Origin of the sequence: Pseudomonas sp. IT-P260 (assembly GCF_949768395.1) — a bacterium.
GTDB lineage: Bacteria > Pseudomonadota > Gammaproteobacteria > Pseudomonadales > Pseudomonadaceae > Aquipseudomonas > Aquipseudomonas parakoreensis.
In genome coordinates this window covers 102,035-115,604 of sequence record NZ_CATKPO010000007.1, presented here as the reverse complement: position 1 = coordinate 115,604, position 13,570 = coordinate 102,035, and the positions used below count along the sequence as shown (strand labels likewise).

Annotated in this window: 11 protein-coding genes; all 11 read left to right on the top strand. The window is 60.4% G+C overall.

The window, feature by feature from the left end; genetic code table 11:
- The first annotated feature begins 175 nt into the window (after positions 1-175).
- The 11 genes from dksA (at position 176) to pgi (ending at position 13,540) form a co-directional block, all read left to right on the top strand.
- Positions 176-619 carry an RNA polymerase-binding protein DksA gene (gene dksA / locus ACM6HV_RS05660; RefSeq protein ID WP_027614094.1) on the top strand — a complete coding sequence of 148 codons (444 nt, stop codon included), beginning with the start codon at positions 176-178 and terminating at the stop codon, positions 617-619.
- Positions 620-809: 190 nt separating this feature from the next.
- Positions 810-1,706: a tRNA glutamyl-Q(34) synthetase GluQRS gene (gene gluQRS, locus ACM6HV_RS05655; protein ID WP_414903726.1), complete on the top strand. Its 897-nt coding sequence runs from the start codon at positions 810-812 to the stop codon at positions 1,704-1,706.
- A gap of 77 nt (positions 1,707-1,783) precedes the next feature.
- Positions 1,784-1,960: a hypothetical protein gene (locus ACM6HV_RS05650; protein WP_003176118.1), complete on the top strand. Its 177-nt coding sequence runs from the start codon at positions 1,784-1,786 to the stop codon at positions 1,958-1,960.
- Complete coding sequence (locus tag ACM6HV_RS05645; protein ID WP_161794896.1) at positions 1,944-4,898, top strand: sensor histidine kinase; 2,955 nt, start codon at positions 1,944-1,946, stop codon at positions 4,896-4,898. The genes ACM6HV_RS05650 and ACM6HV_RS05645 overlap by 17 nt, the downstream gene beginning before the upstream one ends.
- 22 nt (positions 4,899-4,920) lie before the next feature.
- Positions 4,921-6,357, top strand: a complete 1,437-nt coding sequence (locus tag ACM6HV_RS05640; RefSeq protein WP_414903725.1) for a sigma-54-dependent transcriptional regulator — start codon at positions 4,921-4,923, stop codon at positions 6,355-6,357.
- A 734-nt stretch (positions 6,358-7,091) separates the two neighbouring features.
- Positions 7,092-8,492 carry a polynucleotide adenylyltransferase PcnB gene (locus ACM6HV_RS05635; RefSeq protein ID WP_414903724.1) on the top strand — a complete coding sequence of 467 codons (1,401 nt, stop codon included), beginning with the start codon at positions 7,092-7,094 and terminating at the stop codon, positions 8,490-8,492.
- Between the two features lie 3 nt (positions 8,493-8,495).
- Positions 8,496-8,981, top strand: a complete 486-nt coding sequence (folK, locus tag ACM6HV_RS05630; RefSeq protein WP_414903723.1) for a 2-amino-4-hydroxy-6-hydroxymethyldihydropteridine diphosphokinase — start codon at positions 8,496-8,498, stop codon at positions 8,979-8,981.
- Positions 8,982-9,406: 425 nt separating this feature from the next.
- Entirely contained in the window at positions 9,407-10,207 is an 801-nt protein-coding gene (gene panB, locus ACM6HV_RS05625) for a 3-methyl-2-oxobutanoate hydroxymethyltransferase (protein WP_414903722.1), read from the top strand.
- Positions 10,204-11,064, top strand: coding sequence for a pantoate--beta-alanine ligase (gene panC / locus ACM6HV_RS05620; protein ID WP_414903721.1), 861 nt, complete (start codon positions 10,204-10,206; stop codon positions 11,062-11,064). The genes panB and panC overlap by 4 nt, the downstream gene beginning before the upstream one ends.
- Before the next feature lie 200 nt (positions 11,065-11,264).
- Positions 11,265-11,645: an aspartate 1-decarboxylase gene (gene panD, locus ACM6HV_RS05615; RefSeq protein ID WP_041065393.1), complete on the top strand. Its 381-nt coding sequence runs from the start codon at positions 11,265-11,267 to the stop codon at positions 11,643-11,645.
- 230 nt (positions 11,646-11,875) lie between these two features.
- Complete coding sequence (gene pgi, locus ACM6HV_RS05610) at positions 11,876-13,540, top strand: glucose-6-phosphate isomerase (protein WP_047296605.1); 1,665 nt, start codon at positions 11,876-11,878, stop codon at positions 13,538-13,540.
- Positions 13,541-13,570: the final 30 nt, after the last annotated feature.

Here is a 13,570-nt window from a genome sequence, read left to right as displayed (position 1 = left end):
TCAGACATGACTTGCCAAACTTCTGCAAGCGCCACCCGCCGGGGCCTCGACATCCGGGAGTAGCGCAGGCCGAATTGATCTGGTAAGTTCGCCCGCTTGCAGCCGCAGGGCCGGCAGGTGTCGGTGATGGAGCAATCCTGCGCAATGGATTACAAGAGTAGAGGCGGTCCATTTCATGCCCACCCAAGCAAAGCAACAGCAGCAAGTGACGATCAGCGGCTTCGAACCTTACGTTCCGAAGGAAGGCGAGGAGTACATGGGCGCCCCGATGCGCGCGCACTTCACCAAGATCCTGAACAAGTGGAAACAGGACTTGATGCAGGAAGTCGACCGTACTGTTGATCACATGAAAGACGAAGCGGCCAACTTCCCTGACCCGGCCGACCGTGCCAGCCAGGAAGAAGAATTCGCCCTCGAGCTGCGCGCCCGTGATCGCGAGCGCAAACTGATCAAGAAGATCGACAAGACCCTCGAACTGATCCAGGACGAAGAATACGGCTGGTGCGAGTCCTGCGGCATCGAGATCGGCGTCAAGCGCCTCGAGGCCCGTCCTACCGCCGATTTGTGCATCGACTGCAAGACCCTGGCGGAAATCAAGGAAAAGCAGGTCGGCAAGTAATCTCGACCTGAACGAAAAACGGAGCGTGCGAACGCTCCGTTTTTGTTTCTGCCTTTTGCCCTTGTGGGAGCGAGCCTGCTCGCGAAAGCGGTGTGTCATTCAACATTTAATCGTCTGACATCAAGCTTTCGCGAGCAGGCTCGCTCCCACCCGTTGACCTGCGTATCGCCTGAAAAGTAGCTTCGTTTCCATGACAGCCAAAATCTCCCCCGCCTACATCGGCCGCTTCGCCCCCACCCCCAGTGGCCACCTGCACTTCGGCTCGCTGGTGGCTGCCCTCGCCTCCTACCTCGACGCGCGCGCGGTCGGTGGGCGCTGGCTGGTGCGCATGGAAGATCTCGATCCGCCCCGGGAAGAGCCCGGCGCGCAGGCGGCGATTCTCAAGGCGCTGGAAAGTTACGGCTTCGAGTGGGACGGCGAGATGGTGCGCCAGAGTGATCGTCACGCCGCCTACGCCGAAGTGCTCGACAGCCTGTTCAACCATGGCCTGGCCTACGCCTGCACCTGCTCGCGCAAGCAACTGGAGCCATATCACGGGATTTATCCGGGCTTGTGCCGCAATGCCGGTCATGAACAGCAAGATGCGGCAATCCGCCTGCGCGTGCCGGAACTGGAATATCACTTCATCGATCGGGTGCAGGGCGAGTTCCGCCAGCATCTGGGGCGCGACGTCGGCGATTTCGTGATTCGCCGCCGCGACGGCCTCTACGCCTATCAACTGGCGGTGGTGCTGGATGATGCCTGGCAAGGCATCACTGACATCGTGCGCGGTGCCGATCTGCTCGACTGCACGCCACGCCAGCTCTACCTGCAAGAACTGCTGGGCCTGCGCCAGCCGCGCTATCTGCACCTGCCACTGATCACACAGCCGGACGGCAACAAGCTCGGCAAATCCTACCGTTCGCCGCCGCTTGAGGCGGATCAGGCCACTCCTTTGCTGCTGCGGGCCCTGCGAGCGCTGGGACAAAACCCCGGTGCCGAACTGGCCCATGCCACCCCCGAGGAATTGCTCAAATGGGGCACAGCCCACTGGGATGCATCGAAGATCCCGCGCACACTGACGTTGCCCGAGGCGCAACTGCAATGACGACACTTGCAGTGGCGCGCCCATCCGTTACCATCGCCGCACGTTTTCGGGCACGCGCATAAAAAAGAGAGGCCGGGATGTACATCTATCGCTTGGTCCTGCTTCTGGTCGTGGGAATCTATCTGTTTTCGCCAGCCATCATGGATTGGTGGATCGACGCCACGGGCGCCTGGTATCGGCCGTATCTGCTCTGGTTGATCCTGATTGTCGTGACCTTCATCCTGCAGAGCCAAAAAGATGCCGATGAGCTTTAGCCTGACCCAGATGATCCTGATCAGCGCCGCGTACCTGGCGGTGCTGTTCGGCGTTGCCTGGATCAGCGAACGGGGCATGATCCCGCGGGCGATCATTCGCCACCCGCTGACCTACACCCTGTCGCTGGGGGTCTACGCCAGTGCCTGGGCGTTTTACGGCACGGTGGGGCTGGCCTATCAATATGGCTACGGCTTTCTGTCCAGCTACCTCGGGGTGTCTGGTGCGTTTCTGCTCGCACCGGTGCTGCTGTATCCGATCCTGAAAATCACCCGCACCTATCAATTGTCGTCGCTGGCCGATCTGTTCGCGTTTCGCTTTCGCAGCACCTGGGCCGGCGCGCTGACCACGATCTTCATGTTGATCGGCGTGCTGCCGCTGCTGGCGCTGCAGATTCAGGCGGTGGCCGATTCCATCGGCATTCTTACCGGTGAGCCGATCCAGAGCCGCGTCGCGCTGGCGTTCTGTGCGCTGATCATTCTGTTTACGATTTTCTTCGGTTCCCGGCATATCGCCACTCGCGAGAAACATGAAGGGCTGGTGTTCGCGATTGCTTTCGAATCGGTGATCAAACTGATCGCCCTCGGCGGCGTCGGTCTGTATGCGCTGTACGGCGTGTTCGACGGCCCGCAACAACTCGAACTGTGGCTGCTGCAAAACCAGACCGCCCTCGCCGCCCTGCACACGCCCCTGCAGGAAGGCCCATGGCGCACGCTGTTGCTGGTGTTTTTCGCCTCGGCGATCGTGATGCCGCACATGTATCACATGACCTTTACCGAGAACCTCAATCCGCGCTCGCTGGTCAGCGCCAGCTGGGGCCTGCCGCTGTTCCTGTTGCTGATGAGCCTGGCAGTGCCGCTGATCCTCTGGGCCGGCCTGAAGCTCGGCGCCACCACCGACCCGGAATACTTCACCCTCGGCATCGGCATCGCCGCCAACAGCAAACCGCTGGCACTGCTGGCCTATGTCGGTGGGCTTTCAGCCGCCAGTGGCCTGATCATCGTCACCACCCTGGCCCTGTCGGGCATGGCGCTGAACCACCTGGTGCTGCCGCTCTATCAGCCGCCGGCCGAAGGCAACATCTATCGCTGGCTGAAGTGGACGCGTCGGGCGCTGATCGTCGCGATCATCATGGCCGGCTTCTGCTTCTACCTGATGCTCGGCGCCGGGCAGGATCTGGCCAACCTCGGCATCGTCGCTTTCGTCGCCACGCTGCAGTTCCTGCCCGGCGTGCTTTCGGTGCTGTACTGGCCGACCGCCAACCGGCGCGGCTTTATCGCCGGCCTGCTGGCGGGGATTGTGGTGTGGGTGGTGACCATGCTGTTGCCGCTGGTCGGCAATCTGCAGGGTTTTTACATCCCTCTGCTGAACATGATTTACGTGCTGGACGACACCAGTTGGCACATGGCGGCGATCGCCTCGCTGGCAGCCAACGTATTGATGTTCACCCTGATCTCGCTGTTCACCAACGCCAGCCCCGAAGAAGCCAGCGCCGCCGAAGCCTGCGCGGTGGATAACGTGCGTCGTCCGCAACGCCGCGAACTGCACGCGGCTTCGCCCCAGGAATTCGCCACGCAACTGGCCAAACCACTGGGCGCCAAGGCGGCGCAGAAAGAAGTCGAGCAGGCCCTGCGCGACCTCTATCTGCCGTTCGACGAGCGCCGTCCTTATGCCTTGCGCCGCTTGCGCGACCGCATCGAAGCCAACCTCTCCGGCCTGATGGGCCCGAGCGTGGCGCAGGACATGGTCGAAACCTTCCTGCCGTACAAGGCCGGCGGCGAAAACTATGTGACCGAAGACATCCACTTCATCGAAAGCCGTCTCGAGGATTACCACTCGCGCCTCACCGGGCTGGCCGCCGAACTCGACGCCCTGCGCCGCTACCACCGCCAGACCTTGCAGGAGCTGCCAATGGGCGTCTGCTCGCTGGCCAAGGATCAAGAGATCCTGATGTGGAACAAGGCCATGGAAGAACTCACCGGCATCGCAGCGCAACGGGTGGTCGGTTCGCGCCTGAGCACCATCGCCGATCCGTGGAAGCCATTGCTGCAAGGCTTCATCAACCTGCCCGACGAGCACTTGCACAAGCAGCATCTGGCTCTCGACGGCCAGACCCGCTGGCTCAATCTGCACAAAGCGGCGATCGACGAACCGTTGGCGCCGGGCAACAGTGGTCTGGTGCTGCTGGTGGAAGACCTGACCGAAACGCAGATGCTCGAAGACAAACTGGTGCACTCCGAGCGCCTGGCGAGCATCGGTCGACTGGCGGCGGGTGTGGCCCATGAAATCGGCAACCCGATCACCGGCATCGCCTGTCTGGCGCAGAACCTGCGCGAAGAGCGCGAAGAAGACGGCGAACTGACGGAAATCAGCGGGCAGATCCTCGAACAGACCAAGCGCGTGTCGCGCATCGTGCAGTCGCTGATGAGCTTTGCCCACGCCGGCAGCCATCAACACAGCGACGAACCGGTTTGTCTGGCCGAAGTCGCGCAGGACGCCATCGGTCTGCTGGCGCTGAACCGGCGCAACTTCGAAGTGCAGTTCTACAACCTGTGCGATCCGGATCACTGGGTCGAAGGCGATCCGCAGCGGCTCGCCCAAGTGCTGATCAATCTGCTCTCCAACGCCCGTGATGCCTCGCCTGCGGGCAGCGCCGTGCGGGTCAAGAGTGAAGCCGGCGAACACACGGTCGATCTGATCGTCGAAGACGAGGGCAGTGGTATTCCGCAGAACATCATGGACCGATTGTTCGAACCTTTCTTCACCACCAAGGACCCGGGTGAAGGTACCGGTCTGGGCCTTGCACTGGTCTATTCCATCGTTGAAGAGCATTATGGACAAATCACCATCGACAGCCCGGCTGATGTACAGAGCCAGCGCGGCACCCGAATCCGGGTGACCTTACCGCGTCATGTCGAAGCGACGTCCGCTGTGAACTGAGACCGTCGAGAGTATCGAATCAATGCCGCACATTTTGATCGTCGAAGACGAAACCATTATCCGCTCCGCCTTGCGCCGCCTGCTGGAACGCAACCAGTACCAGGTCAGCGAAGCCGGTTCAGTGCAGGAAGCACAAGAACGCTTCAGTATTCCCACATTCGATCTGATCGTCAGCGACCTGCGCCTGCCTGGCGCCCCCGGCACCGAGCTGATCAAGCTTGGCCAGGGTAAACCGGTGCTGATCATGACCAGCTACGCCAGCCTGCGCTCGGCGGTCGACTCGATGAAGATGGGCGCGGTGGACTACATCGCCAAACCTTTCGATCACGATGAAATGCTTCAGGCGGTTGCGCGGATCCTGCGTGATCACCAGTCGGCGCCTGCCGCCAGCGAAGTGCCTGCCGGCAAAGCAGCCAATGGCAGCGGCAAGTCGTCTGTCGACAACAGCAACGGCGAGATCGGCATCATTGGCTCGTGCCCGCCGATGCAGGATCTGTACAGCAAGATCCGCAAGGTCGCACCGACCGATTCCAATGTCCTGATCCAGGGCGAGTCCGGCACCGGTAAAGAACTGGTGGCCCGCGCCCTGCACAACCTGTCCAAGCGTGCCAAGGCACCGATGATTTCGGTGAACTGCGCGGCTATCCCGGAAAGCCTGATCGAGTCCGAACTGTTCGGCCACGAAAAAGGCGCGTTCACTGGCGCCAGCGCCGGGCGCGCCGGTCTGGTGGAAGCGGCGGACGGCGGCACGCTGTTCCTCGACGAGATCGGCGAACTGCCGCTGGAAGCCCAGGCCCGTCTGCTGCGCGTGCTGCAGGAAGGCGAAATTCGCCGCGTGGGTTCGGTGCAGTCGCAAAAGGTCGATGTGCGTTTGATCGCCGCGACCCACCGTGACCTCAAGAGCCTGGCGAAAATCGGCCAGTTCCGTGAAGACCTGTATTACCGCCTGCACGTGATTGCCCTGAAATTGCCGGCCCTGCGTGAACGTGGCGCCGACGTCAACGAAATCGCCACGGCGTTTCTCGCCCGCCAGAGTGCGCGCATCAACCGTACCGACCTGAAATTTGCCGCCGATGCCGAACAGGCCATCCGGCATTATTCCTGGCCGGGTAACGTGCGTGAGCTGGAAAATGCCGTGGAGCGCGCGGTGATCCTGAGCGAAAGCCCGGAAATCTCCGCCGACCTGCTGGGCATCGACATCGAGTTGAGCGACCTGGAAGACGACGAGTTCATCGGCTTGCCCGCGCAAACCGTGGGCAACGCCAGCAACAGCAGCCATGAGCCGACGGAAGACCTGTCGCTGGAAGACTATTTCCAGCACTTTGTGCTTGAGCATCAGGATCACATGACCGAGACCGAACTGGCGCGCAAACTGGGCGTGAGCCGCAAGTGTCTGTGGGAACGTCGTCAGCGCCTGGGCATTCCACGGCGCAAGACCGGGGTCACCAGCGAGAGCTGAACGTTACCTGTCGAGTGTGCGGGTAACGCTTGAAGACGTGAAAAATCTGTTACCTCAGCTTTTTCACGTAACAGAAGCCGGGGTTATCGGTAACGAAACCCCGGCTTTTTTTCGCCCCGAGAAAACGGTTATATCGACCTAACCCCTTGTTTTATTGGGCTTGGCAAAAGTTGGCACGGCACCTGCTATATGTTTGGTACAAGAACAATAACAAGCAATGCACAAGACAATAAAAATAAGACGAATCGACTCACGCACAATAAAAACAAGACGGCGAGAGGCGCAGCTAACTGATTCTTTTGGAGAGGCGTTGTATTTGGGGCTAGCCCCACGACCAGGCCGAGAACAACAAAAACTGTCCTAAGACAGAGCCTGTACTGGTTGGATCGCAAGATCACTGCAACACAGCGACCAAAGCAATCCGTTTGCTCTTGGCTCCCGATTGGGAGGGTCATGAAGGAAAAACTTCATGGCGAGGGCACTCAACAAAAACAAGAAGCCCGAATCAATAATAAAAAGAGCACGCAACTACTTCTTGGGGAGCTTCGGCTCCCCTTGTAGTTTCTGTCTTTCGGCAAAAACCTCCGTTTCGACCCTGCCCGATGCCTGTAGCCTGCGGCTTGCAGCGCAAATCTGCTGCGTCCTACACCATCCCCCGACTAAATGCTAGAATCTGCGCCCATCATGCGGTCATTCTTTGGTATGGCCGAACATTCCTTCAAACAGTGCATCCCATGCTGAAGAAGCTGTTCCAGTCATTCCGAACACCCGTGCGTCGTACGCAACACATCCGCAGCACTCCTGAAGTGCTCAACAGCGGCCAACATTCGCTGCAAAAGGGGCAATTCAGCCGCTATGCGGTGAATATCGTCGAACGCTTGCAGGGCGCCGGTTACCAGGCCTATCTGGTCGGCGGTTGCGTGCGTGACATGCTCCTGGGCATCACGCCCAAGGATTTCGACGTCGCCACCAGCGCTACCCCCGAGCAAGTCCGAGCCGAATTCCGCAATGCGCGGATCATCGGTCGCCGCTTCAAGCTGGTGCATATCCATTTCGGTCGCGAAATCATTGAAGTCGCGACCTTCCGCGCCAATCACCCGGTCAATGAAGACGACGAAGACAGCAACCAGTCTTCGCGTAACGAGAGCGGGCGGATTCTGCGCGACAACGTCTACGGCACCCTGGAAGAAGACGCGCAACGCCGCGACTTCACCATCAACGCCCTGTATTACGATCCGGTCAGCGAGCGCATTCTCGATTACGCCAACGGCGTACACGACATCCGTAATCACCTGATCCGTTTGATCGGCGATCCGAAGCAGCGTTACCAGGAAGATCCGGTACGCATGCTGCGGGCCGTGCGTTTCGCCGCCAAGCTCAATTTCGGCATCGAAAAACACACCGTGCAGCCGATCCGCGAACTGGCGCCGATGTTGCGCGAGATCCCGTCCGCCCGCCTGTTCGAGGAAGTGCTCAAGCTGTTCCTCTCCGGCCACGGTGCGATCACCTTCGAGATGCTGGTCGATCTGCAACTGTTTGCCCCACTGTTCCCGGCCAGTGCCGACGCCCTGGAATACAACCCGGAATACACCCATACGTTGATCAGCGAAGCGCTGACCAACACCGATCTGCGCATAAAACAGAACAAACCGGTCACACCGGCGTTCCTGTTTGCCGCCCTGCTGTGGCCTGCCCTGCCGGCCCGCGTATTGCGCCTGCAAGAGCGTGGCATGCCGCCGATTCCGGCCATGCAGGAAGCCGCGCATGAGCTGATCGCCGAACAGTGTCAGCGCATCGCCATTCCAAAGCGCTTCACCATGCCGATCCGCGAGATCTGGGACATGCAGGAACGTCTGCCACGCCGCAGCGGCAAACGCGCCGACCTGCTGCTGGACAATCCACGTTTCCGCGCCGGTTACGACTTCCTGCTGCTGCGTGAAAGCGCTGGCGAGGAAACCGACGGCCTGGGCGAATGGTGGACGGATTATCAGGACGCCAACGACAGCGAACGTCGCGACATGATCCGCGATCTCAGCGGCAAAGGTGATGACGCCAGCGGTGCGCCACGTAAACGTCGCCGCAGCAGTGGTTCCAAGCGCAAGCGCGCCGGGGCTTCCAGCTCGACGGGCGAATAAGGCATGGAACGCATCTATATCGGTCTGGGCAGCAACCTCGCTGACCCGGCCGAACAATTGCGCAGCGCGCTCAATGCGCTGGGGCAATTGCCGCAGACTTCCCTTGCTGGTGTTTCGGCGTTCTATCAGAGCGATTCACTGCTGCCGGGGCAACCGCGTTACACCAACGCGGTCGCCGCCCTCGACAGCGAACTCGCACCGCTCGACCTGCTCGATGCCCTGCAAGCCATCGAAAACGATCAAGGTCGGGAGCGCCTGGAGCGCTGGGGGCCGCGTACGCTGGATCTGGATATCCTGCTGTTCGGCGATCGCCTGATCGACGAGCCGCGCCTGAAAGTCCCGCACTACCAGATTCAGGAGCGTGCGTTCGTGCTCTATCCTCTGGCCGAACTGGCACCCAAGGATCTGCGCCTGGCCGATGGCCGCACATTGGCTGACCTGCTCGCCGCCTGCCCGTTCGTCGGCCTCGAACGCCTTCCCCACGCCTGACAAAAATCCCGTGTAGGAGCTGCCGAAGGCTGCGATCTTTTGATCTTGATCTTGATCTTGATCTTGATCTTGATCTTGTTTCTGAAAAACCAGGATCAAAAGATCGCAGCCTTCGGCAGCTCCTACATAGAGTGCGTGCAGCATTGCCATTTTTGTCGGACAAAAAACCTCCCAATCAATCCCGCCGTGCCGCTGAATCGCATCAGTAACGCCGGTAACACTCCCCTCGTAACAATGCGGTAACACACGCAATTGACTTCCTAGGTTCTCCTCACGACTATAGGCGTCCCGCTGCCGCCAACCCGGCACATACGGGCGCAATCCAGGCCTTATAAGCACGACAAAAGACCGTGCGCCTGAGTAGACGAAGAATCACGCGCGTTACTCGCAGTAGTTTCCAGAGCGCCTGAACGAGGATTTTTTACATGCCAGCCATCACCCTGACCACGCTCCAGAGCCTCAAGCAGAAAGGTGAAAAGATCACCATGCTGACCTGCTATGACGCGACCTTCGCCCACGCCTGCAACGAGGCCGGTGTCGAAGTGCTGCTGGTGGGCGACTCCCTCGGCATGGTTCTGCAAGGGCACGACAGCACCTTGCCGGTGACCATCGCAGAAATGGCCTATCACACCGCTTGCGTCAAACGCGGTAACACCGACGCCCTGATCCTGGCTGACCTGCCGTTCATGGCCAACGCCACGACCGAGCAAACACTGACCAACAGCGCCACGCTGATGCAGGCCGGCGCGCACATGATCAAGGTCGAAGGTGCGCTGTGGCTGGCGGAGTCGATCCGCCTGCTGGCCGAGCGCGGTGTGCCGGTCTGTGCACACATGGGCCTGACCCCACAGGCGGTGAACATTCTTGGCGGCTATAAAGTGCAGGGCCGCAACGAGAACCAGGCGCGGCAGATGCGTGCCGATGCGATCTCGCTGGAACAGGCTGGCGCCGCCATGCTGCTGCTTGAATGCGTGCCGAGCGAACTGGCGGCGGAAATCAGCCAGGCCGTGAAGATTCCGGTCATCGGGATTGGCGCCGGTAGCGATACCGACGGGCAGGTACTGGTGCTGCACGACATGCTCGGCCTGTCGATCACGGGGCGCGTACCGAAATTCGTCAAAAACTTCATGCAGGGTCAGGACAGCATCCAGTCCGCCCTGAAGGCCTACGTCAACGAAGTCAAAGGCGTTACTTTCCCTGGCCTCGAACACGGATTCTCTGCATGAACACTGTCAAAACCGTACGCGAACTGCGTGCCGCCGTGGCCCGCGCCCGCAGTGAAGGCAAGCGCATCGGCTTCGTGCCGACCATGGGCAACCTGCACAGCGGTCACATTGCGTTGATCACCAAAGCCACACAGCGCGTGGACTTCGTGGTTGCCAGCATCTTCGTCAACCCGCTGCAGTTCGGCGCCGGCGAAGACCTCGACAAGTACCCGCGCACCCTGGCGGCGGATCAGGAAAAGCTGCTGCAAGCCGGCTGCCATTTGCTGTTCGCCCCGACCGTCGAAGAGATGTACCCCGACGGCATGGCCGGGCAAACCCGGGTCAGCGTGCCGCAACTGTCTGAAGGCCTGTGTGGCGCCAGCCGTCCGGGGCACTTCGAAGGTGTGGCGACGGTGGTCAGCAAGCTGTTCAACATGGTGCAGCCGGACTTGGCGATCTTCGGTCAGAAGGATTTCCAGCAACTGGCGGTGATCCGCGCGTTGGTGCATGACTTGAACATGCCGATCCAGATCATCGGCGAACCGACCGTGCGTGCCGCCGACGGCCTGGCGCTGTCATCGCGCAACGGTTTCCTCAGCGAAGACCAGCGTGCGGTGGCCCCGGTGGTTTATCGGACCCTGAGCGCAATCGCCGAGTCGATCAAGCACGGCGAGCGCAACTACCCGGCGCTGATCGCCGCTCAGATTCAACAACTGGAGGCTGCCGGCCTGCGCCCGGACTATCTGGAAATCCGCCACGCCCTGACCTTGCGTCCGGCGACGGCTGAAGACCGCGATCTGGTGATTCTGGTGGCCGCGTTCCTCGGCACCACGCGGTTGATCGACAACTTGCATCTGAATCTCGATAGCCCAGCTTAAAAAAACAGCGCAATACCCCTGTGGGAGCGAGCCTGCTCGCGAATGCGATCTGTCAGTTGACAACGATGTCGACTGTTCCGACGCTTTCGCGAGCAGGCTCGCTCCCACATTGGTTTCTGGTGTCCACACAGACCATATTGCCGCCCCCAAAGCCTTCGGGCACACTGCCCGCCGTTCGTTTCCAACCCGGGAAATTCCTCATGCAAGCCATCATGCTCAAGGCCAAGCTGCACCGCGCCGAAGTCACTCATGCGGTACTCGATTACGAAGGTTCCTGCGCCATTGATGGCGAGTGGCTGGACTTGTCCGGCATTCGTGAATACGAGCAGATCCAGATTTACAACGTCGACAATGGCGAGCGCTTCACCACCTACGCGATTCGTGGCGAAGAAGGTTCGCGGATGATTTCGGTGAACGGCGCAGCCGCGCATAAAGCCAAAGTCGGCGACCGCGTGATCATTTGCGCCTACGCCCATTACAGCGAAGCGGAACTGGTCAATTTCAAGCCGCGCATGCTGTACATGGCACCGGGCAATGAGCTCAGCCACACCAGCAACGCGATTCCGGTTCAGCTCGCCTGAGCCGCTTCGACGCGCCACTCCCCTTCCGTTGGTCGGCCCGTTCCCGGTCTTGATGTTAAAAAAGTACAGGGAACAGGTCAGAAGAAGTCAAGACAGATCGCAGCGCGAGGTTTACTGTATTCGCCCTGCGTTGAAAAATCGTGTCGACGCATTTGACCCTCGCCCAACCAGGGCGTATCGGTCTGTTCTGTGTTCAAAAGGCCGTTCAAGTAAAAAGGAAAACCGCAGCGATGGCGTACTACCGCACTCCTCATGACGTTACCGCTCTGCCTGCCTGGCAGGCGTTGAAAGATCACCGCCAAGCCATGCAGGATTTCAGCATGCGCGAGGCCTTCAACGCCGATCCGCAGCGCTTCAATCAATTCACGCTCAGCAGCTGCGGCCTGTTTCTCGATTATTCGAAGAACCTGATCAACGCCGAGACCCGCAACCTGCTGGTGGGCCTGGCCAATGAAGTCGATCTGAAAGGCGCGATCAAAGCGCTGTTCGACGGCGAAATCGTCAACGCCTCCGAAGGCCGCCCGGCGCTGCATACCGCCCTGCGCCGCCCGGTGGGCGACAAGCTGTCGGTCAATGGCGTCAACGTGATGCCGGAAGTGCACAAGGTGCTGAACCAGATCACCGATCTGGTTGGCCGCATCCACGACGGTCTGTGGCGTGGTTACACCGAGAAGCCGATCACTGACGTGGTCAACATCGGCATCGGTGGCTCGTTCCTCGGCCCTGAGCTGGTTTCCGAAGCATTGCTGTCCTATGCGCAGAAAGGCGTGCGTTGCCATTACCTGGCGAACATCGACGGCAGTGAGTTCCACGAGCTGACGCAGAAGCTGCGCGCCGAAACCACGCTGTTCATCGTTTCATCGAAATCCTTCAACACCCTCGAGACCCTGAAAAACGCTCAGGCCGCCCGCGCCTGGTATCTGGCGCAGGGTGGTTCGGAAGCCGAGCTGTATCGCCACTTCATCGCGGTATCGAGCAACAACGCGGCGGCCGTTGCGTTCGGCATCCGCGAAGAAAACATCTTCCCGATGTGGGACTGGGTCGGCGGTCGTTACTCGCTGTGGTCGGCCATCGGTCTGCCGATTGCCCTGGCCATCGGCATGTCCAACTTCAAGGAACTGCTGTCCGGTGCCTTCACCATGGACCAGCATTTCCAGAGCGCACCGTTCGAACAGAACATGCCGGTGCTGCTGGCCCTGCTCGGCGTGTGGTACGGCAACTTCTGGGGTGCGCAAAGCCACGCGATCCTGCCGTACGACCACTACCTGCGCAACATCACCAAGCACTTGCAACAGTTGGACATGGAATCCAACGGCAAGAGCGTGCGTCAGGACGGCACCTCGGTGTCGACCGATACCGGCCCGGTGATCTGGGGCGGCGTCGGCTGCAACGGTCAACACGCGTATCACCAGTTGCTGCACCAGGGCACCCAACTGATCCCGGCCGACTTCATCGTGCCGATCGTCAGCTTCAACCCGGTTTCCGATCACCATCAGTGGCTGTACGCCAACTGCCTGTCGCAGAGCCAGGCGCTGATGCTCGGCAAGACCCTGCCGGAAGCCGAGGCCGAACTGCGCGAAAAAGGCATGAGCGAAGAGCAGGTGCGCAAACTCGCGCCGCACAAGGTGATTCCGGGCAACCGCCCGAGCAACACCCTTGTGGTCGAGCGCATCAGCCCGCGTCGTCTTGGCGCGCTGGTCGCCATGTACGAGCACAAAGTGTTCGTGCAGAGCGTGGTCTGGGGCATCAACGCCTTCGACCAGTGGGGCGTGGAACTGGGCAAGGAATTGGGCAAAGGCGTTTACAACCGTCTGGTCGGCAGCGATGAAACCGTTGCTGACGATGCTTCCACCCAAGGCCTGATCAACTACTTCCGCGGTCGTCACCGCGGGTGAGGTGAATGGCTTGCCCACAAATCCTGTGGG